The 22,968-nt window shown below is 44.5% G+C and carries 18 protein-coding genes and 1 pseudogene; 8 read left to right on the forward strand and 11 right to left on the reverse strand.

Going from position 1 to position 22,968, the window contains the following annotated elements; translation table 11 throughout:
- Positions 1-344 precede the first annotated feature (344 nt).
- Entirely contained in the window at positions 345-776 is a 432-nt protein-coding gene (locus BLR82_RS17560; RefSeq protein WP_074600748.1) for a hypothetical protein, read from the forward strand.
- A gap of 124 nt (positions 777-900) precedes the next feature.
- On the opposite strand, the gene BLR82_RS17565 is transcribed toward BLR82_RS17560, so the two are convergent.
- A complete protein-coding gene (locus tag BLR82_RS17565; protein WP_074600749.1) occupies positions 901-2,076 on the reverse strand; it encodes an aminotransferase in 1,176 nt (391 codons plus the stop codon).
- Positions 2,073-2,567: an Lrp/AsnC family transcriptional regulator gene (locus tag BLR82_RS17570; protein ID WP_074600750.1), complete on the reverse strand. Its 495-nt coding sequence runs from the start codon at positions 2,565-2,567 to the stop codon at positions 2,073-2,075. Before BLR82_RS17570 ends, BLR82_RS17565 begins: the two co-directional genes overlap by 4 nt.
- A 428-nt stretch (positions 2,568-2,995) precedes the next feature.
- Between BLR82_RS17570 and BLR82_RS17575 the strand changes: the two genes are divergently transcribed.
- Positions 2,996-4,600 carry an amidohydrolase gene (locus BLR82_RS17575; RefSeq protein ID WP_074600751.1) on the forward strand — a complete coding sequence of 535 codons (1,605 nt, stop codon included), beginning with the start codon at positions 2,996-2,998 and terminating at the stop codon, positions 4,598-4,600.
- A 42-nt stretch (positions 4,601-4,642) separates the two neighbouring features.
- Here BLR82_RS17575 and ilvD read toward each other — a convergent pair whose 3' ends face one another.
- Together ilvD and BLR82_RS17585 are read right to left on the reverse strand one after the other, a co-directional pair.
- On the reverse strand, positions 4,643-6,325 hold the full coding sequence (gene ilvD, locus BLR82_RS17580; protein WP_074600752.1) for a dihydroxy-acid dehydratase: 1,683 nt from the start codon (positions 6,323-6,325) through the stop codon (positions 4,643-4,645).
- A gap of 351 nt (positions 6,326-6,676) precedes the next feature.
- Complete coding sequence (locus BLR82_RS17585) at positions 6,677-7,453, reverse strand: glucose 1-dehydrogenase (RefSeq protein ID WP_074600753.1); 777 nt, start codon at positions 7,451-7,453, stop codon at positions 6,677-6,679.
- A 193-nt stretch (positions 7,454-7,646) separates the two neighbouring features.
- On the opposite strand from BLR82_RS17585, the gene BLR82_RS17590 reads away from it, so the two are divergent.
- Positions 7,647-8,216, forward strand: coding sequence for a M15 family metallopeptidase (locus tag BLR82_RS17590; protein ID WP_074600754.1), 570 nt, complete (start codon positions 7,647-7,649; stop codon positions 8,214-8,216).
- Positions 8,217-8,481: 265 nt separating this feature from the next.
- Here BLR82_RS17590 and BLR82_RS17595 read toward each other — a convergent pair whose 3' ends face one another.
- Complete coding sequence (locus tag BLR82_RS17595; RefSeq protein ID WP_074600755.1) at positions 8,482-9,489, reverse strand: NAD(P)/FAD-dependent oxidoreductase; 1,008 nt, start codon at positions 9,487-9,489, stop codon at positions 8,482-8,484.
- Positions 9,490-9,777: 288 nt separating this feature from the next.
- Between BLR82_RS17595 and BLR82_RS17600 the strand changes: the two genes are divergently transcribed.
- Together BLR82_RS17600 and BLR82_RS20870 are read left to right on the forward strand one after the other, a co-directional pair.
- Complete coding sequence (locus tag BLR82_RS17600) at positions 9,778-10,047, forward strand: type 1 glutamine amidotransferase family protein (protein WP_074600756.1); 270 nt, start codon at positions 9,778-9,780, stop codon at positions 10,045-10,047.
- Entirely contained in the window at positions 9,992-10,312 is a 321-nt protein-coding gene (locus tag BLR82_RS20870) for a type 1 glutamine amidotransferase family protein (RefSeq protein WP_139186999.1), read from the forward strand. Before BLR82_RS17600 ends, BLR82_RS20870 begins: the two co-directional genes overlap by 56 nt.
- Before the next feature lie 119 nt (positions 10,313-10,431).
- Here BLR82_RS20870 and BLR82_RS17610 read toward each other — a convergent pair whose 3' ends face one another.
- Positions 10,432-11,916 carry a flavin monoamine oxidase family protein gene (locus BLR82_RS17610; RefSeq protein ID WP_074600815.1) on the reverse strand — a complete coding sequence of 495 codons (1,485 nt, stop codon included), beginning with the start codon at positions 11,914-11,916 and terminating at the stop codon, positions 10,432-10,434.
- A gap of 210 nt (positions 11,917-12,126) precedes the next feature.
- Here BLR82_RS17610 and mnmH point away from each other — a divergent pair, with 210 nt between their 5' ends.
- Positions 12,127-13,164, forward strand: coding sequence for a tRNA 2-selenouridine(34) synthase MnmH (gene mnmH / locus BLR82_RS17615; protein WP_074600758.1), 1,038 nt, complete (start codon positions 12,127-12,129; stop codon positions 13,162-13,164).
- A 40-nt stretch (positions 13,165-13,204) separates the two neighbouring features.
- Here mnmH and BLR82_RS17620 read toward each other — a convergent pair whose 3' ends face one another.
- Positions 13,205-14,755, reverse strand: coding sequence for a glycosyl hydrolase family 28-related protein (locus tag BLR82_RS17620; protein ID WP_074600759.1), 1,551 nt, complete (start codon positions 14,753-14,755; stop codon positions 13,205-13,207).
- A gap of 145 nt (positions 14,756-14,900) precedes the next feature.
- Between BLR82_RS17620 and BLR82_RS17625 the strand changes: the two genes are divergently transcribed.
- Positions 14,901-15,950, forward strand: coding sequence for an ArsR/SmtB family transcription factor (locus BLR82_RS17625; protein WP_074600760.1), 1,050 nt, complete (start codon positions 14,901-14,903; stop codon positions 15,948-15,950).
- Between the two features lie 12 nt (positions 15,951-15,962).
- Complete coding sequence (locus BLR82_RS17630; RefSeq protein WP_074600761.1) at positions 15,963-17,219, forward strand: MFS transporter; 1,257 nt, start codon at positions 15,963-15,965, stop codon at positions 17,217-17,219.
- Positions 17,220-17,377: 158 nt separating this feature from the next.
- Here BLR82_RS17630 and BLR82_RS17635 read toward each other — a convergent pair whose 3' ends face one another.
- The 4 genes and pseudogenes from BLR82_RS17635 to BLR82_RS17650 form a co-directional block, all read right to left on the reverse strand.
- Complete coding sequence (locus BLR82_RS17635; protein ID WP_074600762.1) at positions 17,378-17,845, reverse strand: metal-dependent hydrolase; 468 nt, start codon at positions 17,843-17,845, stop codon at positions 17,378-17,380.
- A gap of 38 nt (positions 17,846-17,883) precedes the next feature.
- Positions 17,884-18,732, reverse strand: coding sequence for a sulfurtransferase (locus BLR82_RS17640; protein ID WP_074600763.1), 849 nt, complete (start codon positions 18,730-18,732; stop codon positions 17,884-17,886).
- Between the two features lie 18 nt (positions 18,733-18,750).
- Positions 18,751-19,983: a peptidase T gene (gene pepT / locus BLR82_RS17645; RefSeq protein WP_074600816.1), complete on the reverse strand. Its 1,233-nt coding sequence runs from the start codon at positions 19,981-19,983 to the stop codon at positions 18,751-18,753.
- Positions 19,984-20,678: 695 nt separating this feature from the next.
- Positions 20,679-22,829 (reverse strand): annotated as a pseudogene (locus BLR82_RS17650) (DUF5689 domain-containing protein); the annotation flags it as partial.
- Between the last annotated feature and the right edge of the window lie 139 nt (positions 22,830-22,968).

Below are 22,968 nucleotides of genomic sequence, written 5' to 3' on the forward strand. Positions count from 1 at the left end.
TGGGATCATTTTTTCTCATTATCTTTATGGTCGCTTTATTCCTTGGACTGCTGGCAAGATGAGGGTATAGGGGCATTGTCTGTGGGAATTGCAGATTGACACTTGTTATTCTTTACCGGTATTTTAAAGAAATGTTCCTGAGACATGTTTTATTATCAGAAAGGGGCATTATATTGCACATGTGGACAAGGCTTGGCGCAATTATTCCTGGTGCTTAATACATTTTATCATTTTTGATGGTAGTTTCGTTTTCCTTAAAGAGTTAAAATGTAAAGTTAAAGGATACAATTCAGGAGGGGAGTAACATCAATAAAGAGATTCTACCACTTATTAACTTAATAATATTGACGCTCCTCTGTAGTGGATGTGCTTTTGCGGAATCAGATAATTTAATTCCTGATTATAATTATACTCAATTATTTGTAGAAAAAAGACTTAGTTCACACATAGGAGATGTCGAATATAAAAAAGTTTGGGATAAGGATGAGATAAAAGAAATCAAGGATTTACTTAATTCTGTTCCAGTAGAATCACCCGGAGATCAACAGAAAGAGAAAATTAAATCCCAATTAAATGAAAAAGGAACATATATTTTCTCATTCTATACGCAAAAGGATTTAGACAATAGAACGACGGAATCAGTTTTTTATTTAGCATTGTTACAAAGCGGACAGATCGTTTATTCCGACCCCAAGGATCATGAAATGAGCATTCGTTTAGTATCCGCCGAAAATAAACCTGAATTAGTAAAAAAAATTATCGAAAAGATTTACTAATCTAATAGAAACCTAAATACCTCTTGTTGATTAACTGGTACCTATATAACTATTCGGATAAGAATTTCGGTTCCCCCTCTATCCTAAAAAGAGCCTTGCCAGCTAGGCAAAGGCTCTTGCTTCTTTATAACCGCTTTTCCACAAACCGTCCGATTCGTTCTATTGCTGTTTGCAATGCCTCCATCGATGCAGCGTAAGAGCAGCGTACATGCCCTTCTCCGCCTGCGCCAAATACAGAACCGGGAACGACTGCCACTCTTTCTTCTTGCAGTAACTGTTCGGCGAACTGTTCCGACGTCAAGCCCGTGTCCCTAATGGACGGAAAAGCGTAAAATGCTCCACCTGGCATATGGCAAGGCAGGCCGATCCGATTACTCGCCTTCACAAAATAATTTCTGCGCCTGCGGTAGCTGGCCACCATTTTATCAACGTCCTCGCGTCCATTCCTTAATGCCTCCAATGCACCATGCTGGGCAATTGTAGGGGCGCACATCATCGTATATTGGTGGATTTTCAACATCGCCTGCAACAGTGACGCTGGCCCGGCTAAGTATCCGAGCCGCCAGCCTGTCATAGCGAACGCTTTGGAAAAACCGGAAATCACCACGGTTCGCTCCGCCATTTCCGGAAGTGCCGCTATACTGCAATGGGATTGGTCGTAGCTCAACTCGGCATATATTTCGTCAGAAAGCACCAATAAATCATGCCTTCGGATGACCGCTGCCAGCTTATCCAACTCTTCTCTTTTCAACGTAGCACCAGTAGGATTGTTAGGAAAGCAAAGCAGAACTAGCTTCGTTTTTTCATTAACATAGCTATCCAGCTGCTCTGCCGTCAGTTTAAAATGGTTATCCGCCGTAGTCGGCACCGGAACTGGAATGCCTCCCGCCAGCTGCACAATCGGAGCATAGGCTACAAAACCAGGTTCTGCTATTAATACTTCGTCTCCTGGATCAACCAGTGCCCGGAAGGCAAGATCAATCGCCTGGCTAGCCCCGGTGGTGACGATGATTTCTTTCTCCGCATCGTATTCCAGCTGAAACTGCTGTTGTAAATAAGCCGATATTTCCTGCCGGAGCTCCAAGAGCCCTGCATTCGCCGAATAGGAAGTATATCCACTTTCCATCGAAGCATAGGCTGCCTCACAAATGTTCCAGCTGGTCACAAAGTCCGGTTCTCCTACACCGAGGGAAATCACTCCCTCCATTTCATTCGCCAAATCAAAAAATCTTCGGATTCCCGATGGTTTTATGCTTCTTGCTGTTTCCGAAAGGTAATTTTTAGGTGAAAGCTGTTTCATGGCGATACCACTGCCCGTTTATCTTTCTGTTCCGGTTCAAAAATGACGCCATCGTGTTTATACTTCTTCAGAAGAAAATGGGTGGTCGTAGATAGTACGGAATCCAGTGTCGACAATTTCTTTGAAACAAAGAAAGCTACTTCCTTCATGGTTTTTCCTTCAATTTGGACCGACAGATCATAGGCACCAGACATCAGATAGACCGCTTTCACTTCCGGAAAGCGATAAATCCGTTCAGCTACTCCATCAAAACCGATTTCCCTTTTTGGTGCAACTTTTACGTCAATCATGGCCGTTACACCATCATTTGATGGAACATGATCCCAATTGATCACAGCCTGGTAATTTAGAATGATATCTCGTTCTTCCAGAGATTTGATAATCGTTTCTACTTCCTGCTTTTCCAAATCAATCATATCCGCAATGGTTTCCAGCGGCGTCCGAGCATTTCCTTCAAGGATCTCCAAAATTTCCAATTCTTTTTCATTCATGTTATGCCCTCCATCTTTGTCGTTCTTTATCGAACATTGTTTCGTCACTAATTTTTCGTTTACCCCAACAGCCAGATAAGTAAAAGTCTTCTCTTTTCAACAAAATTAGTCAAAAGATTTGGCAGTCTATTCAAAAGTTATTGTTACCTTACGACTTCTCTCTTTATATAGAAAGCTAAGAAAAAACGGGCGATTCATCGACCATTTCTCCATCACCAGCCGTCCGTAGAAACCGCAATGTATTAACTATTTTTAAACATTCCACATAAAAGGAGCCAAAGATTTAAGCTACATTATATCACAAACCCAAGCTGAAATTGCATGGGATTTTTACAGGAAAGAAATGCAGAATGATGGAAGGTTGGTTGTGTCAGTACACATCTTGACGGGTATAGAAAAATAGCGTAATAAAAGAGGAGGAACGGACATTGACCATACTTGATAATATTCGTTTATACAGACCGGGAGAAAAAGGGAACCCCAATGATATCTATCACATGAAAATCGAAGAGGACTATATAGAAGGGATTTACAAAGGAGTTGCTACAGAACGAAACGAGCATATCATAGATGGCAGACAACTAGTTGCTGCCCCAGCTTTTATCGATTCTCACTTACATTTATTACGGTACGGTTTAATGAAAAAAGAATTGGATCTTCGAAAGATTACAAGCTGGACTGACATGAAACAAATCATACAAAACCATTTTATAGAGGAAGAAATGGAAGAAAACGATTGGGTGATCGGAAGGGGTGTTATTGACAGCCAGTTCACCGATCTCGACCACCTGCTGACTGCTGATGACTTGGACGAACTGGAATACAATAAACCAATGTTTTTGCTTCATGACGATGGGCACGAATGCATCGTCAATCATAAAGCGTTATCTATCATTCAACAGAAAGATGGTTTGGCTGAAGGACATGATCCGTTTATTGAAAAAGACGACGATGGCCGCTGGACTGGACGCTTTAAGGACTCCGCTGTCCATTTTATCAAATTCCATTTTCGCCAGAAGAGCAAACAGGAGATTTATGAAGCAGTTCAAGATGCCATTCCCCATCTTTCAAAAACGGGAATCACTTCCGTCCATACAGACGACCTTAACTATGCAGGAGACTATCAAAGGTTATGGAATGCCTATACCCAACTGGAAAAGGAAGGGAAGCTGGACATCGATGTGCAGCTTCATCATTATGTTTACAAGCTAGCTGACATTCAAGCCTATTTAGAAACAAACAACAGAAGAACCGGCGACGGAACCCAGCAAGTGAAGGTAGGCGCATTCAAGATTTTTCTGGATGGTACCCAACGCTTGCACACAGCCGCCTTGCGCCAGCCTTATCAGGACAAACCAGACACCAAAGGAAATTTGATATACTCGCAGGAAGAATTAAATGAGATGGTGAAAACAGCAGACCGGAACGGCATGCAAGTAACCATGCACGCTATTGGAGACAGAGCAGTCGAACAAGCGGTAAACGCTTTGAAACATACAGATATAAATAAATTGCGTCACCGCATCATTCATGCGCAGGTCTTGGCACCTGATTTACTTGACCGCCTGAAACAGCTTAAGCCATTTTTAGAAACCCAGCCAGGCTTTATCATGGAAGAACACGACCAGACGGTTGAATGGGTAGGAAAAGAACGAGAACGTTACTGCAATCCCTGGGCGACCGTTCATCAATTGCAGATTCCTTTTACGGGCAGTTCAGACTCGCCGATCGGCCCACTGGCTCCGCTTATGAATATTTTTGCAGCAGTGAATCGAACCGATGAACAAGGCAAACCAAAGGGCGGATGGATACCAGAGGAAAAATTATCAACCGACGCCATCTTTCGCGCTTATAGTGAAACCCCTGCATGGCTGGAATACCATGAACACTGTAAAGGAAAACTAGAACCTGGTTATCAGGCGGATTTCACTCTGCTATCTGATCATCCCGCTGAAATACAACCAGCCGAATTAAAGCAGCTGCAAGTGGCAGCGACCTTTTTTCGGGGCAATTGTATTTACGAGCAATCCTAATGTAAAAACACCGGCTCCAACCCTAAGGAACCGGTGTTTTTGTTATTTAAATTGATCGGTTACTGCTCCCTTCGACGAACAAGAAACCGTGTGTGCATACTTGCCAAGCACTCCTTTGTTATAAAGAGGCGGAGCTATCCACTGTTGACGGCGTGTTTCCAATTCTGCCTCAGGAACATCCATCGAAATTTCTTGTTTATCGGAGTCAATTGTGACGATATCCCCTTCTTTCAATAAGGCGATTGGTCCGCCAGATTGGGCTTCCGGAGCAATATGCCCAACAACCAAGCCATGGGTTCCACCGGAGAACCGTCCGTCTGTCAGCAAAGCTACCTTTTCACCCAGTCCTTTTCCGACTAAGATAGCCGAGATAGAAAGCATTTCCGGCATGCCCGGTCCGCCTTTCGGGCCTTCATAACGTATGACCAGTACATCTCCTTCTTTGATCTCATTGTTGATGACAGCCTCCGTTGCCTCTTCTTCATTGTCGAAAACACGGGCAGGACCAGTGTGCCGTTTCACCTTCACTCCCGATACTTTGGCTACCGCGCCACTCGGAGCCAAGTTTCCTTTTAAAATAACCAAAGGACCGTTTTCCCGCAAAGGCTTGTCAACCGGCATGATAATTTCCTGTCCTTCTTTTAAGGAAGATGCCTCTGCTGCATTTTCCGCTACTGTTTTTCCAGTAATGGTTATACAATCACCGTGCAAATAACCAGCTTCATAAAGAAACTTCATGACAGCTGGTACGCCGCCAATCCTGTGTAAATCCTCCATGACATATTTTCCACTCGGTCGTAAATCGGCAACATGTGGTACTTTCTTCTGAATTCTGTCAAAATCATCGATGGTAACATCGACTTCGACAGATTGAGCAATCGCCAACAAATGAAGAACCGCATTGGTAGAGCCGCCGAGCGCCATGACTACCGTGATGGCATTCTCAAAAGCCTCTTTCGTCATAATGTCTTTTGGATAAATTCCGAGCTCCAACGTCTTATAGGCTGCTTTACCAGCTTCCACGCAATCCTTCCGCTTTTCTTCCGACTCTGCCGGGTTTGAAGAGCTTCCCGGCAAACTCATTCCCAATGCTTCTACAGCAGTGGCCATCGTGTTCGCCGTATACATCCCGCCACAGGAACCTGCTCCAGGGCATGCATGGCATTCGATTCCATGCAGCTGCTCATCACTGATGTCGCCATTGTTATGCTGGCCGACTCCTTCAAAAACAGAAACTATATCGAGTTTCTGTCCCTTGTGAAATCCAGGAGAAATCGTCCCCCCGTAGACAAATACACCAGGAACATCAGAGCGGGCGATGGCGATCATACAGCCCGGAATATTTTTGTCGCAGCCGCCAATTGCTACATAAGCATCCAAGTTTTCTGCCCCTACAACTGTTTCGATTGAATCTGCTATGATATCCCTGCTTGGGAGTGAATAACGCATTCCTTGCGTTCCCATCGAAATGCCATCCGATACTGTAATCGTATTGAACACCAAGGGAACTCCACCAGCGTCTTTGGCCCCTTCTTTGGCTTTTACTGCCAAGTCATGCAGATGAATGTTACAAGGAGTCACTTCACTCCAAGTACTTGCCACCCCAATCATCGGCTTTTTGAAATCTTCGTCCGTCACCCCTACCGCTCGAAGCATCGCCCGGTTCGGGGCCCGTTTGGGGTCATCGCTGAACACTTTGCTTTTGATCCGTAAATCTTTTTCCATTATGTATGCCTCCCTCTTTCTTTCTAACAACTATAATAGCTTTTTCGAGAGGTTTCAATATATTTATTCTATTCTGAAAAATTTATCTGTTTTTGCGGGATTTACAGAAAATAAAGCAAAAGAACGGAGCTATTCCCCAAAGAAAACGGGAAGGGAGGCCTTTTATCCAAGCCTCCCTTCCCGTTTTTGAATTATAGTAGAGAGATTATAAAACTGATTACGACGATAGCTCCGATAATCATCAAAATCGTCCTTAGCATTTATTTCACCCTTCCTGTTCAACAACTAGTTATCTTTTCCTTTTTCAGATGGCGGACAAACGGCTTTTTGCTATATGGAGAACATTAACAATTATCCCAGTTGAGAAGGATACAGAGTCATGCCTCCATCGACGAACAGTGTGGTCCCGGTAACATATCCAGCCTCTTCCGAAACAAGCCAGGCTGCGGCTGCCGCTATCTGCTCTGGCTTACCTATTTTGTTCATCGGTATTTTTTCTAGAGTCGCTTCCTTCTCTTTCCCTTGTTTTTCCTCTGTTGGATTTGCTGGTGTTTCAATGGTTCCCGGTGCTATGGCATTAACCCGGATTCCACGCCCGGCATATTCCAGGGCCAGAGTTTCTGTCATCATCTTCATTCCGCCCTTTGTAGTAGAATAATGGACATTATGAACTTTCGGGATTTGCTGATGGACACTCGAAATGTTGATGACGCTTCCATTGATATCGTGGTCAAGCATGTATTTGATTGCTTCCCGAGAACCGAGAAATGCTCCGGTTAAATTTACCTCCAATACACGCCGCCAGTCCTGGAGACTTAATTCATGTGAAGGACATCCGTTGCTGAAACCGGCATTGTTCACCATTACTTGGATAGCACCGAAACGCTGGATTGCGGCGTCAATCAACTGGCGCATTCCTTCTTCTCGGGAGACATCGGCTTCCACCGCCATGGCATTGCCGCCATGTTCTTTAATCAAACGCACCGTTTCTTCCGCACCATTGGGATCGGTATGGTAATCCACAACTACATTCATTTTTTCCCTTCCAAACCGCACAGCGATCCCTTGCCCGATTCCCTTTGAAGACCCTGTAACGATGGCTGTTTTTCCCGCCAAATCCGGATACATATGAAAATCCCCTTCCCGTATTGATGCTATGGACTAATTACCCGGAAATAAGGGGGGAGAAACAATTTATTCAGCAGTCAAGAATGGAAAGAGCAAATACAATTGTTGTCGGCTTTATTCGAATTATGATAGTCTTTCATGTGTGCACATAAAAGAGATAAGACAATCTTAGACAACGAAGGGAATAGGATAGGTGAAAGTCAATATAGTAGTATGGCTGGTCATACTGACGGCTTGTGTCCTGTTTATTGTATTCTATATAGAAAATCAAAGTTTGGAGCTTGAACCCCAGGATGATGACCTGTCGGAAAATAGTGAGTTGCCTGAAGAGCTGCACCCTATTGTAGAAAAGAAAAAGGACCAATTAGTTGAAAAGGCGGGGAATCAAGGGATCACCATCATCATTACAGAAGGCTTCCGCACCGTAGGGCGCCAGGATGAATTGTACAAACAAGGCCGTTCAGAGGAGGGCGACATTGTCACCTATGCTGAAGGAGGAGAATCCTATCATAACTACGGATTGGCCATCGACTTCGCCCTTCAGAATGAAAAGGGGCGGGCCATTTGGGACATGAACTATGATGGAAATAACAATGGCGAATCAGATTGGATGGAAGTAGTCGAGATTGCCAAAGAGCTAGGGTTCGAGTGGGGTGGCGATTGGGCTCGATTCAAAGATTATCCCCATTTACAGATGGACTTCGGACTAAGCATCTATGAACTGAAACGAGGCAAACGGCCGGATGACCCTGCTTCTGATTAGTTACTATAATTTATTCAACAGCGATTCGGCAGAAAAACGCACTTTTTGTTTCAATCCCCAGATCAGCGGGCACTTTTTAACAGTGAAAGGGTATCTTTTAAGATATTAAGCGGCAGAACCTAAGAAAGTATCACATCATCTTCTAACTTTTGAAAAAGTAGCTGGGACAAAAGCATAGTCACCAAAACCGGACGATTGGAATTCGTTCGGTTATTTGTTTTCTCCTATAACGGGCTGAATCCCCAAAGGAAGACAGCCCGATATGTTATTCACTGTATTTGTATTCTACTGTACTGTAAACCTGCGCACTTGCTTTTGGGTCAATATAGAACTTCGCACTGTTTACTGCCGTGCATGCTTCTGTATAACCGGATGCGATCAACATCGATTTTCTCGGATAATGAACAGCGTCACCGGCGGCGTATATCCCTTCTACATTTGCTGCCATGCCAGCATCAACCGTGACTTTATTTTTTTCAACAGTCAGATTCCATTGTTTAAACGGGGCGGCCTTGAATTCAATACCTTGATATACCAATACCTCATCGATTGTCACATAAATTTCTTCTTCCGATTCCTGATTCACCAGTCTTGCCTGACTAAGGCAGCCGTCTTGGTCAATCAGTTCGACCACTTCATGATACATTCTGACTTCTACCGTTGACTGTGCAAGCCGCTCTTCGTCTCCCGGTCCAACGTGCTGGAATTCTCCGGATTCATTCACAAGAATTACTTTTTCTGCCTGCTCTTCCAATGCCAACGCCCAGTCAATGCCGACACGGTTTTTTGAAACGATCATAACCGTTTTCCCGCTAAGTTCGTCTCTATTATTCAACGAATAGTGGAGCTGTCCGCCTTCGTACACTGAAGCGTTCTCTGCCGTAAGCCGAACCGGCTCATATATGCCGAATCCAGTCGCAAGGATAACCGTTTTCGAATAATGTATTTCCCCAGATTCGGTAGTCAAAGCGAAGTTCCCATCATCCATTTTATCTATCGCTGTAACATACTGATTATAAATCATTTCCGGTTCGTGGCGTTCCGCTTGTTCTTGCATTTGTCGAACCAGGTCCTCTCCGGATATGCGCGGAATACCTCCTACATCATAAATGTATTTTTCTGGGTAAAACTGAGCAACCTTTCCTCCAAGGTGCCCGCCGGACTCTATTACCTTCGTTTTCATTTGCCGCATTCCACTATAAAAGGCAGCGAACAATCCAGTTGGGCCTCCCCCAACGATCGTTACCTCATACAATTCCTTGTCTTTGGCCATCGAAAAAACTCCTTTATTGATTCTTGTCTATTCTTAACCTTGCCGTTTTTCCTGTAAAGCTGTTTCTGCTAATTCAAACACTATGTAATAACAACGCCTTCAAAGCTGCTATGTCTAATGAAAAATTTAATTGAGAATCATTATCATTATAAACCATATTGCCCATAAAAAAAAGGAATTCACTATTAAGACTCTGGACTCCTTTATTACCTTTTCGAAAGGTTAAGGTATCACTATATGTGGAATAATACTGTTGTCTATAGACCCAAAAGGTGGAGGAGGAATAAAATGAAGAAGATTTTAATGGTTGTCACCAATCACAAAGCTTTAGGTGATCCGTCGAGAGAAACCGGATTATGGCTAAGTGAGTTCACAAAATTTTATCACCGGGTAAAATATACATTTGCAGTGGATATTGTCAGCCCTTCCGGCGGGGAAGTCCCGATAGACCCCCGCAGTTTAACGGAGCTGTTAGTCAGCAAGCAACTCCGCAATTACTATAATGATCAGACTTTCAATTGTGGCGGCGGTCTGTCATGGCCCGAGTGCACTCTATGATCTGCAGCTGACGAATGGCAATTATCTACTTTCCGGAAAAACGGTGACCGGTTATTCCGACCGGGAAGAAAAAGCAATGATGCTGTTCAAGTATCTGCCTTTTTCTTTAGAGGACAAATTGAGAACCCACGGAGCCGACTATGAACAAGCTGCCTTACCGTTCAAATCTTGTGTTAGGAAGGACGGACGGATTGTAACCGGGCAAAATCCCGCATCCACTAAAGGTGTCGCCAAACACGTCGTCGCTCTATTAAACCAAACATAACAGATGGCCTTAAGCCAAGCCTATAAAGCAGCTGTCTTTTCCGCACAATGGCTTGGCTAAGGGGCATGAAAAGCAGTCGCTAAGACTCGACATTTCATTTCTACTTTCTGCTTCTGGAATTATCGCTGATTCATTTCCAGTGCCGCCCGGATGCCGGATTCTATCGCCCCCTCAATCCATCCATGATGAGAAGAGGTCTGTTCTCCAGCAAAATGAATCCTGCCTTCCGGCTCCTTGATCACTTGTGAGAATTCGGTTATTTGATTCGGCTTGAATAAGGTAAAGCAACCAGCCGAGAAGGGGTTTAGGTTCCAGCTGAAGGCAAAACTGGTCAAGTATTGTTCATATACTTGGTTACCGAAAAATGTAGCAAGTCCTTGCAATGCCTGCATGACTTTTTCCCTTTGGGGCAACGAATCCCACGGCGTGGCGTTCTCTCCCCAACTATAACTGACAAGTAAAATCCCTGGACCCGGAGTGCCAATACCTCGGCTTGGCGTATAAGTAAACCTGGTCGTTAAGTCACTGATAATATTGGAACCCAGCAGTCCCTGATCTTCCCAAAACTTGTTTTTGAACTGCATAGCAATTTTGGTTGAAGCGACATGGTGCATTTCATGGATAGCCTTTCTTTTGGTAAAGCTTATTGTGTGATGCGGCAACACTTCGATAAATTGGAAAACCGGAAATGGGACAGTAGACAGCAGCAAATCCCCTTGAAACCATTCCACATTTCCTGTTTCCGTATTCTGACAATGAACAGTTACACCGTCAGACTGATGAATAATACGATTCGCCTTCATCCCAAAGCGAATATTTTCAGATAAAAATGGTATAAAGGCAGCAGGAAGACGATCATTGCCGCCAGTGATTTCATAGAAGTCTATCTCTCCATTAAAGACTGTACCGACAATATCAGATAGGATATTAAGAAATGACAGCTCAGGAAAACCTTCTATTCCAAGCAATACTTTTATTTTCCGTACAGCTTGCGCAGAAAGCCGCGGGCCAATCGGATTATGCCGCAAGTAATTTTCCATACTATAGCAATCGTAATACGCGATCAGTTCCCGTTTTTGTTCCGGAGTTGATTGCCTATAAAGCGACAGGAACGGATCAACTGCTTCCTGAAAAAGCTCGGTCGCCGTTTTTCCTCGTTCATGCGCCGGAAGCGGGTAATCGATTAAATCCGGATTTTTTTCATACTGCTCACGTGTCAATGTAACATGATTGGTATGCAGAAGGTCACCTGGAGAGTTGTTAATAAACGGATTTATCGGTAGTTGAAATTTTTCTATGTACCCCATCGTCAGTTGATGATCAGCAGGAATTCGCATTGCCCCGACATCTATATAACCATCCCCAACAAAAGGTTCTCTTACGGTATAAACCCTGCCACCCACGCGGTTATTCCCTTCAAGTAGCGTAACCGTATGCCCGGCCTCTTTAAGTAGTGAGCCTGCTACCAAACCTGTCATTCCCGCTCCGATAATAATGATTTTTTTTGCAGCGCCAATTGGTTTTAATCCCGTTTTCACAATCGGTAAGTATTGTTCAGCCAAATCCAAGTCATCAAACAGTTCATTCGTTCTAAGCTGTCTCATTTTTCCCCAACCTTTTTTATTTCCATATTTATGCATAATTAAGTGCTTCATTCCAGTCATATTATACTGTTTTTTCCAACTCTGCTTAGGAGGAGGACTCAGCAAAAAGTGACGTTTTTTTACAAATCGTCTAATAATCATTAAAATAGAGGGAGAACCCGATTCTAAGAGACTTTTTTAGCAATTTCACCATAGAGAGGCGTGAAGGAATTGTTTCAAGATATCAGTTGGAAAGAAATCGCCAACTTACAGCAGAAGGGAGAACATACATTAATTGATGTACGTTCGCCATCCGAGTATGCTGAAGCGACGATACCCGGAAGTATCAACATTCCCCTATTTGATGATAATGAAAGAGCGGAGATTGGGACATTGTACAAGCAGGAAAGCCCCGAGGCTGCTAAACAGCGCGGTGTCGAAGTTGTATCGGCTAAGCTTCCTGCATTCATTAATGCTTTCCAGGCAATAGACAATGATAAAACAGTATTCTGCTGGCGGGGCGGGATGCGCAGTAAAACGGCTGCGACGGTGGTTGATTTAATGGGAATCAAGGTGAACCGGCTGCAGGGTGGAATCCGTTCCTATCGCCAGTGGGTAGTCAACACACTGGAATCCTTTGAACTTGCACCTCAAGCGATTGTACTCAATGGTTATACAGGTGCCGGCAAAACAATTATTTTGGAGGAATTAGATAAAGATGGATACGCCGTACTCGATTTCGAAAAAATGGCCAATCACCGCGGTTCGATTTTCGGCCAAATCGGTTTGGAACCGAATAAACAGAAAAAGTTCGAATCACTTCTTCTTCATCAGCTATTGAAGGTTCAGCAGGCTCCCTTTGTTGTCATGGAAGCTGAAAGCAAGCGGATCGGAAAAGCAATATTGCCGGAGTTCATAGTGGAGAAGAAAGAGCATGGAACACACCTGTTTATCGATATCCCTATCGAGGAGCGGGTGAAGAATATTTTAGATGATTACCAGCCTTGGGAACACCACGAGGAAGCCCTTGAAGCATTTAAACGGATCAAGCGGCGGATTCATACACCAGTAGCCGCCGAAATCGAATCCAGCTTGCGGAATGCGGAGTACGGTCAAGCTACCAGGCTACTGCTAGAATACTATTATGATCCGCTTTACAGTTATTCAGCTAACAAGCACGACAACCATACAATACATGCAACAAGCACCGAAGAAGCAGTCCCCCTTGTCAAAGAATTCTTAGCCAAACAGGAAGTCTACCAGCATTGACAGCCTGCCGTCCTAAATGACGGCAGGCTTTTTTGCATTTCTATTCTATTTGTTTGAAGGATTTAAGCAGAACTTCTTTTCCTGCTTTTAACTTTTCCCGGGCAGAATTTTCACTATCCATCCTGCCTATCACTACATCCCCAGCATGATTGCTCCCGCCAAATAACTGGATATCTGCACCGGCCTTCACAAAATCTTTGGTGTAGATATTGTTCAGCCAAACGTTGTCGGCTCGATACTGTACTGCAATGACCGGATTATCCTGATAGTCGTAATTTTCATCCCCTAGTGCCATCAAGTTATCTATTCCGACATTACGGTAACCGGATACAACCAGGGCACGCGGGGAGGATGTTTGATACAGCGTAGAATAAACCGGGCATATGGATACCAGGTTCACTGCCAATATCCCTTCTGCCGTCTTCGATTCAGGCTCTTCCCGATGATGATGTCCAATATGCCGAAAATTATAGGATCGATTATCATGGATGGATATATGTCCAGCAATAATCGTATGCATAGCCGCAGAAGAATTAGGATGCGCTTTGACCTCCACCCCGCCGAAACACCTTGCCGAAGAGTTATTCACTAGCCAGACATGTTGAGAACCATCATCTACTTCGAAACCATTGGAGTTGGAATTCCCTTGTTGGTGAGCACGGCCGCTCGGATCGGACATATGAGAGTTGGAGATTAAAATCTTCCTGCTGTGATGGGTGGTGACGCCATCGTCTCCGAATCCGCGCCCGGTTAACTGGTCAAGCCAGATATAACTGCTTTCGCCTTTTCCACGAAACCCGTCTCCAGCATAATTGTAATACGTAGAAGAAATGTCAAAGCCATGAAGTCCGGGATTAACAGCCTCCACCTGTCTTACCCAGCCATATAATACTTGGGCGTAAGTCAAGCAGCTGGAATAATTGTTGCCAAAGCTTGTCTTCTCGAGTTCCTTAAGCCTTTCGACATTCCAATCAAGTGTCATCCCTTCCACATACAGATGACTGTTGCCGTGAAAATGATTGGCATTAGTTATCAGCCTTGTCCATTTCGGCGCAGAGTCGGACAGCTTGATGACCGTTTCTCCCTTTCCCGCTCCTTGAAGAAAAGTATAAGAAGGCAGTTTGATTTCTTTCACTACATAACAACCAGCAGGAATATTCACCTTTACGTTGCCATTTCCAATTGCCCTTCGAAACGCCTTTGTGCAATCCGTAATTCCATCTCCTACTGCCCCGTATGCCGCCACATCTACCTCCCGCTCTATTTTTTGGAAAAGTACTTCTCGTTGGGCATCAAGTGTTATTTTCCAATTGGGATAGACGGAATCTGCATTCTCAAACGCCGGTTCCTGATTCGTAAGTCCGGGGTTTGCTTTTTGAGAAACAATTCTTTTCAAACCTTCCATCAACCATTGGCCTAAAGACTTGCCGCTTTGTAGTTCCGACTTGACTATCCGACGATTGGACCGGATTTGCCAGTATCGCTTTTTGAGGAGACGTGCTGTTTGTTTCGGTTGAACATTTTCAGGAAGATACTTGCCGATAAGCTCCCTATTTTGGCAAGGGCCTTGTCTTCCCTCCCATTCATACATCGTTTCACCCGCTTTCCTCGCAACTATTCTATCTATTCCTTTCCCAATTTCCCTGCCATAAAATCAAGAAATATGTTCTATTTTTATTGAATTTATTATTCTATGATAGTAGTATACAGAAAAAGACTCCTATGGAGGGCCGAATATGGAAACTATTCAAACAAGTGCGCGAAACAGAGAAACATACAGAATTGAAGTGAAATATTCCTTATTATGGGAGTGTGCGCTAGGAATCGCAGCAATCACCAACACTTCCCTGCTTAGCAGTTTGGAGAAAAACGAAACAGAATGGAAAAGCACCAAGGCGGCTTTATCTTCAGAAATGCTATCCCAACTCGAACTGGTCGAAAAACATAATACTTGGAAAGCGTTGCTACAGCTTTTGCATCGGAAGGATTATACATCGATAGAGGAATTTCTCCATAGCATATCCGCTCTATCCTCTGTCGACCTTAAAACTGCCTGCCTCCCATTTTTAGGACAAGCCCATCAAGTTGATGTTGAAAAAGCAGCAGAAGGAGACAAAGAATCTATCAGGGCTCTTAAAAATACAGCCAAGAATCATAGCTTCTTTCCTACTTATATTCCGTTTATTTGTGAAACCGATGCAGCATTTTTACGGGCACATCTCTGTTCCGTCATGGAAGGCTGGTATAGGGAGGTCATCGAGCCGAATGCTGATCAGCTCCTCCCAGTTCTAACTGCTGATGCGGCTGCAAAAGAAGCTATGCTGAAAAGAAAACATCCGGAAGAACTCGTTACGTGGGCGACAGGTGGAATAAATTATTTACCAGAGCCCAGTGTCCATACGGTTTTACTGATTCCTCATGTGGTATACCGTCCTTGGAATGTAGAATCGGACTTGGCAGGATGCAAAATTTTTTATTATCCGGTTTCCAACCAAAGCTTGCACCCGGCTGATACTTACACACCCGACCAATTTCTCGTGCTGAGGCACAAGGCATTAGGCGATGAGCAACGGCTGAAAATGATAAAAATGCTGAGAGAAAGGGAGCACACACTCCAGGAGATGACCAACCGGTTGGGGATGGGAAAAACCACCGTCCATCATCATTTAAAAGTACTCAAGTCTGCACGGCTGGTGCAAAACAATGGCCCCACCTACAGTCTGAATGGCAATGTACTGCAAGCACTTTCCAGTGATTTGGAAAATTACCTGGACTCCGGGCTATAAAAGGAGAAAAACATGAAGAATACTGTCTCTTTAGCTAGTTCAACCGTTCCACTAGCCAAAAACTATCCATTGTTCCGCTTTATTGGCGGTAATGTCGTTTCGTTCATGGGAGATCAAATTTATTTGATCGCGCTGCCTCTTATGGTCCTTAGTGTTACAGGTTCTCCTGTCAACATGGGGATCATTGCAGCCTTGGAACGATTGCCAATTCTGCTCCAACCGTTGATCGGTATTATGTCAGATCGTTTTTCCCGTAAGAATCTGCTGCTTATTGGTGATGGAGGGAGACTTCTAATTACAGGATGGATCGGCATCCTCAGTCTTTATGGAAATTTAGACGTCTGGCAGTTATATATCGCCGCTTTCGGGATCGGCTTGCTTAGCCAGGTATATAACACTTCCCAATTCGCCGCTGTTCCAAGTCTTGTGAATAAGCAGGATTTGCAGCTTGTAAATGCTATCAATACAGGGGCCTTACAGACTGCTACATTATCAGCGCCGGCCATTGGCGGACTTGTCATAAGTTTGTATCATCCTGGTATCGCCCTTTTGATTAATAGCTTCAGCTTTTTAATAGCTTTTTCAGCCATTGCCAGCATCCAACTGCCTTCCCACCATTCACTGGAATCCGGGAGGACAACAATCCTTCAGGACTTGAAAGAGGGATTTCACTTCGTACTTACTACTAAGGCAATCTTGTTCACAAATTTAGCGATGCTGTTTTCGACCTTCGGTACCACCCTGCTGTTGACATTACTGGTATTCCACCTAAAAGACACGTTACAACTCACCTCCGTCCAAATTGGCTGGCTGCTGTCCGGTGGGGGAGCAGGTGCCATTTCCGGTGCTCTGTTTTCCGGGTTTCTGACAAAATATTTTCCTTATCGAACCTTATTGTTTTCAGCCGCGTTCGCAGGAGGCTTGTCCATCATCGTATTAAGCCAGATGCAATCGTTTCCCTTGTTATTTGCAGCCAACATGGCCGGTACCTACATGGTTTCTATCCTGAACCCTTGTCTCGCTACAATTCGACAAACGTTGACACCTGCCCGCCTTTTAGGAAGGGTACAAGCAACATCCCGCTTTATGGCCTGGATACTGCTGCCTGTTGCTGCATTATCAGCCGGGCTGCTTGCAGAGTTAACCAGTACTGGAACGACGATTTTAATTGGAGGAACAGTCTCGACAATAGCTTCTTTTTTCTATCTCCATCCGACACTAGCTGGTAAGGCTGCTCAGACAAGGAGCGAGAAGCATCAAGCCCAGTAAAAATAACGAGTATGCAGCCCCTGATTCAAATAAGGAATAGAGCTTCTATTCTGCCGGTTCTCGGTCCGTGTTCCCAGCGGGGAAAATAAAAAGCTTGCAGTAAAATCTAAAATTCTCTGCAAGCTTCGAAAAATTATTTCTACTATCCTAGCGATCGATTACATAATCCCCTGTCCAAAATAGACTATCAGCAATACCAAGACTGCCAGTATACCGTTCTCAGCCGGGCCTCCCGTTCGCACAGTAAGCGGAAGCCGGAACGTCATTTGGAAAGGATAAAGAAGTTTGATACCGTTTTTCGTCGCCGCATCCAGCAAAAGGTGGCTGGCTGCTCCGACGAGTACCCCTGCTGTTATTCCATCAGGTAAATGGAACAAGGATAACAACACTTGAATCAAAAAAAGAAACAGGAGGCTGTGTGTAAAAGTACGATGTCCAAATAGGGTACTCACTATTTTTGATAAAAAAGGTACTTTCCTTCCGATTTTACTGCCGCCATGGCAAATGTCAGGAAGCAATGATCCAAATATACCAGCAGTCGTCAGTAAAAGGGGGTCATATGCGGTAAAGCGGGATGTGACAACACAAGCTGCTATCCCGCCAATAATATGCGTTTTTCCAGTCATGATGTTTCCTCCAAGTTGGGTTGTTTCTTAAACAGCTGCTATCCATCCATCCTAGTTGACACTTTGTTTTCCGGATAAGAGATCCAGTCGCTAAAACTTCCCGGATATAGTTTTACGTTTTGGTAACCAGCTGCTTGAAGTGCCAGGATATTCGGACAGGCTGAGACCCCTGACCCGCAGGAAACAATAATCTCTTCTGCTGGGGGCAGTGGAGCAAAGTGCATTTTTAACTCCTCATCGCTTTTCCACCGGCCAGTATCCGTCAGCACTTGTTTCCAAAAATAATTGGTGGCGCCAGGAATATGACCAGCCTTCTGATAAAGTGGCTCTGTTTTACCAAGATAACGTTGAGGAGAGCGGGAATCGATCAAATGAGAAGTACTGTCAACCATTTTTTGTTTCACGTAGTCGATATCGACGACTTGATGGTCCTGGATATCCGGTAAAAAAGTCTTCGGCTTTGGAACAGGGATTTCACGACTGAGCGAATACCCATGTTTTTCCCAGCTTTCCAATCCGCCTTCCAGGAGAAATGTCCGCTCATGCCCATAATAAGTCAGCAACCACCAACAACGGGCAGCGAACATATCATTCCCCTGATCATATATAACAACAGTCGTCTGACTTCCGATTCCGGCATTGCCCAGCTTTTCAGCAAATGTCTCAGGCTCCGGCAAAGGGTGGCTTCCACCGTGTTCGCCTTTTTCTCCTGACAAATCCTGATTCAAATCAAAGTGAACAGCCCCTGGAATGTGCCCTTGGAGATAAGCTTGCTTTCCAGCCTCCGGGTCCGTCAACTCAAACCGTGTATCGAGGACTACGATATCCAGCTCTGCGGACTCTTTTATTCGGTCATACAACCAATCTGCAGTCACGAAAACGTCCATTTGCTCTCCTCCCTTTTTTCAGGATTTCTTTTCCGTCAAACTGGCAATTTCGACGATTGTTTGAACTGCCTTTTCCATATTTTCGACAGAAATAAATTCATATTTCCCGTGGAAGTTCTCTCCGCCTGTGAAAATATTCGGGGTCGGCAGTCCCATAAAGGAAAGCTGGGAACCGTCTGTGCCACCCCTGATTGGTTTTACATCTGGAGTAATCCCGATACGCTCCATCGCTTCGTACGCTATGTCGACAATTTCCTTCACAGGCTCAATTTTTTCCCGCATATTGTAATACTGATCTTTCATTTCCAGCATGACTGCTTTTTCGCCATACTTCTGCTTTAATGCCTCGACTGCCGCTTCGATTTTTGTTTTCTTTTCCTCAAATTTTTCACGGTCATGATCACGGACTATGTAATACAACTTTGTTTCCTCGACATCTCCTTCGAAAGAAATGAGATGATAAAAACCCTCGTAATCGTCGGTATATTCCGGAGCTTCTTCAGCAGGCAGAGCGGCATGAAATTCCATTGCAATTTTTGCAGAATGGATCATCTTGTTTTTAGCCGATCCAGGGTGGACATTTTTGCCGAAAAAAGTAAGTCGTGCAGCTGCTGCATTAAAGCTTTCATACTCCAGTTCTCCTAATGGCCCACCGTCGACCGTGTAGGCGTAATCTGCCTGAAAACGGTCGACATCAAAGCGATGCGGACCCCGCCCTATCTCCTCATCTGGCGTGAATGCAACTCTTACTTTTCCGTGTTTGATTTCCGGATGGTTGATGAGATGAGCCATCGCTGTCATGATTTCCGCTACACCCGCTTTATTATCGGCTCCTAATAACGTGGTTCCATCCGTGGTGATCAAGGTGTGACCGTGATAATTGTCCAAGCTGGGGAAGTCAGAAGGTGACAATACAACGTTACGATTTTCATTCAACACGATGTCACCGCCGTCATAATTTTCGACAAGCTGAGGATTGACATTCTTTCCGGTGAAATCTGTCGCCGTGTCGACATGGGCCAGAAAGCCGATTGTCGGTAACTGTTTATCAGTATTTGCAGGAAGGGTAGCCATAACGTAGCCATTATCGTCAATTGTTACTTCTTCCATTCCAATTTCTTTTAGTTCTTCTACAAGCATATTTGCCAGTGTCAACTGACCGGGAGTAGACGGGCAGCTGTCGACGCTTTCGTCTGATTGGGTTTCAACTTTTACATAGCTAGTAAATCTGTCTATGATTTCGCTTTTCAAGTTCCTCATCTCCATTCCTCTTCTTATCGCTATCTTATCATAACTACTATCCATTTCGGGCGGTTTTGTTTTGCCAAAAACCTTGATTGATTTGCACTTAACTGTCTGATTTTTAGAAAAAACTATCAACAGACTTCTATTATTCCCCTCCGCAGGATTCCATAATACTTAACTCCCATTATGTAACAGCATCATTTAGAAGATATACACCCTTGTGAATCAAAGTATTCCAGTAAACGGAGGAGGTGCTGCCGTGGCCGCGGAAACCGAAGTACCTTGCCGGAGTGGAGTGGAGAATTGTTATGATTCCTGCTAAAGATAAACCTGGAAAGTATTACTTGGCATGTTATCAAATACAAAAAACCGAACGTCTCCGAGCTCTCAAGGAGATTTCGAATTTACGTTCGGTAATTGTTTTGATCACTATACTTTATCCCAGCCGCTTATCCTATTAATTTAGAAATTTAGCGGATAGCATTGATCAAAGAAACGAGCCCCGCCTTTAAGTCGGCGTTGATATGCTTGTCCGGCTGGTGGTCAATAAAATTAATCATTTTATCGTAATGCTTACTGTTTTTTTCCGCATTCTTCAGCTTGGCGAGCAATGCATTTTTAATTCCGCCAGGTTTAATCTCGCTATCAATGATCAACTGCCTCAACGAACTACCGTCGATAGAAGAAAAATCATCAATGCTTCGCGGCTTCAACTGGTAAGTACCGTTAAAAACACTGGCAACACCTGTTATGGAAACAACGTCTCCATTTTGGTAAGGAAAGGTATCATAATCTGTTCCGGTTCGATTATCCAGACGGACAACGACTGATTCACCGTTTGTATTGACTGCAGTAAATTCCGTAGTGCCGTAATTGTCCGCTTTTCGCAAATCGGTAATTTCAACTGCTTCCAAGCTGACCAAGCTACCCTGATAGGCGGACAACTCTTCCGGACCAATAACTATCGGGCCAGGTACCTCGGAAGAACCGACTACTTCGAACGCTTGAATATTCAGAAGCTCTTCCTCCCCGTTATACGTCTCGGTAGTCCCAGTCAATTGGACAATGTCCCCCGGATTCACATCTTGCTCGCTTTGGTACACATAAATGCCTGCTGTTCCATCCTGTACATAGAAGCCTTTCGCTCCCCATAACCCGGAAGCTGTTGTAACAGTCCCCTGGATTGTTGCCAATTCGCCATCTTCCAGGGCGCGTACCTGATCGACAGGCGCCACTTCCGGCAATTCAGGTGTTTCTTCTTCCGGAAGTTCTTCTGGTACGGCATCCGGATCGATGGTCACGTTTTCCGTCATCAAGTTGGAAGAACCTTGCTTGACCCGCAAGTTTGCCTCTCCGTCCACACCAGATTTAATGCGGACATACAACGTCTTGGAAGCATAACCTTGTTGGTCAGCATTCAATGTAAAGTACTCAGAGTATCCATAATTGCTCGTCCAGTTTTCACCATCTAAGCTGAATTGGGCGACCTGCTGTCCCCCATCCAGATAAATTCCTAAACGAAAGTCGGATTCCGTGCCATTCGCTCCGAGGTTGTCACCGGAAAAACGGATTTGGAATTCCTGCATGTTACCAGGTAAGACATCCTGATATTGCAAATGATACTCCGGATTGGTTGCCTCTTCTTCCGATCCGTAAGAACCGGGCTGGAAAGTCGTACGGTCATACCATTCATAACCTGAGGGCGGGTTGGACCATGGTTCTGCTTCCGGTTCTGTGCTGTTCTCCGGGATCTCAAAATCATGGAGTCCCGTCGGCTCATCCAACGGAATACCTTGCCCAGTGAAGTCGGCATAATCTTCTTGTTCCGCCAGCCAATTGATCAAATTGGTAAGAAGAACCCCGTCATCTGCCTCTTCAAACCCATCATAGGTCGTTTTCGCACTGCCAGAATCCTCTCTTAGATAAGCGGGACTGCTGTCTTCCACAGGAGAGGAATCACCAATAAACGCCGCTTTTCCCTGGCCGACTTTTGAGATAGCCACAAATGCTCCTTCATCACGTCCGCCACCATTGTAAACACCCTGGTCGACTGCCGGTCCCCATGAAGAAACGCCTTCTGGAACGTAAACGAGCCCTTTGGCCTTCGATGGATCAGTCACAGCAATGGTAGCTCCGGCATGAAAGGCCACTCCATCGACACCTTGTGTAATTCCAAAACTATCATTAGATGCTACAATATCTTCTGCTACGCCATCACCGATGGCATTAAAACGAAAGCGTACACCGAAATGGTCAGCAAGCCAGTCTGAGTTAGATACGTCCTGCATCGCTTCCGATTCAATTTCATCCTCTTCGAACCCTTTTGTAGGATTATCGTATGCCCCACGGCGATATCCATTGAAGATCTCCCCTGAATCCCAACGATTCAAATTCCGGTCGGCATTATAATGATCGGCGATATAAAAAACACTGCCGCCGTTCTCAACAAATTGCAATATGGCAGCTTGTTCTCCATCCTTATATGGAATGTTAGCTTCAGGTATGACAAACACTTGAAAGTCTGCCAAATCTTCGTAAGTTATCGGCGTCCTTTGTCTAAGTTCTTCCACATAATAGCCTTCACCGGCTATCGCTTCGCCAAAATCAGAAAATGCACCATTGATGACCCAGTCGGCAGCTCCTGCCGTCTGGCCGTGCGTATTGTCGAACAAAACTTTCGTGTCGTTGTTCTCATTTTCAACAGCCGGTTCGATTACCGGAGCAGGCGCGTCAACAGAAGTAATCGGTAAACCGTCTGCCTGCACTGTCTCTGGAGAATATCCTTGCAAACAGCTGAATAACGCAAGTACAGCCAAACTACTTAGAAGCTTCCTAATGAAAAGTTTCCCCACAGTTTCCTCTCCCTTTATCCGTTATAGTCTTGCTCCTTCTACTATACAAGCTATTTGTTAAGCCAGGGTTAAGGATATCTAAAAAAGCAGAAAACACATCGATGGACCTATGACGGTTTTGTCGAAAAACCAAAGAATT

The sequence above is a fragment of the Sediminibacillus halophilus genome, from assembly GCF_900103695.1.
Classification (GTDB): Bacteria; Bacillota; Bacilli; order Bacillales; family Amphibacillaceae; genus Sediminibacillus; species Sediminibacillus halophilus.

Excerpts from the sequence above, each read along its gene's own strand:
- BLR82_RS20870 (WP_139186999.1), top strand. The coding sequence starts at position 9,992 with ATGATCAGACTTTCAATTGTGGCGGCGGTCTGTCATGGCCCGAGTGCA.
- BLR82_RS17585 (WP_074600753.1), bottom strand. The coding sequence starts at position 7,453 with ATGTATCCGGATTTGGCGGGAAAAACAGCCATCGTTACAGGGTCTTCA.
- BLR82_RS17635 (WP_074600762.1), bottom strand. The coding sequence starts at position 17,845 with ATGACTGGAAAAACGCATATTATTGGCGGGATAGCAGCTTGTGTTGTC.
- BLR82_RS17570 (WP_074600750.1), bottom strand. The coding sequence starts at position 2,567 with ATGAATGAAAAAGAATTGGAAATTTTGGAGATCCTTGAAGGAAATGCT.
- BLR82_RS17595 (WP_074600755.1), bottom strand. The coding sequence starts at position 9,489 with ATGGCCAAAGACAAGGAATTGTATGAGGTAACGATCGTTGGGGGAGGC.
- BLR82_RS17640 (WP_074600763.1), bottom strand. The coding sequence starts at position 18,732 with ATGGACGTTTTCGTGACTGCAGATTGGTTGTATGACCGAATAAAAGAG.
- BLR82_RS17620 (WP_074600759.1), bottom strand. The coding sequence starts at position 14,755 with ATGTATGAATGGGAGGGAAGACAAGGCCCTTGCCAAAATAGGGAGCTT.
- ilvD (WP_074600752.1), bottom strand. The coding sequence starts at position 6,325 with ATGGAAAAAGATTTACGGATCAAAAGCAAAGTGTTCAGCGATGACCCC.
- BLR82_RS17625 (WP_074600760.1), top strand. The coding sequence starts at position 14,901 with ATGGAAACTATTCAAACAAGTGCGCGAAACAGAGAAACATACAGAATT.
- BLR82_RS17630 (WP_074600761.1), top strand. The coding sequence starts at position 15,963 with ATGAAGAATACTGTCTCTTTAGCTAGTTCAACCGTTCCACTAGCCAAA.
- BLR82_RS17600 (WP_074600756.1), top strand. The coding sequence starts at position 9,778 with ATGAAGAAGATTTTAATGGTTGTCACCAATCACAAAGCTTTAGGTGAT.
- BLR82_RS17610 (WP_074600815.1), bottom strand. The coding sequence starts at position 11,916 with ATGAGACAGCTTAGAACGAATGAACTGTTTGATGACTTGGATTTGGCT.
- BLR82_RS17565 (WP_074600749.1), bottom strand. The coding sequence starts at position 2,076 with ATGAAACAGCTTTCACCTAAAAATTACCTTTCGGAAACAGCAAGAAGC.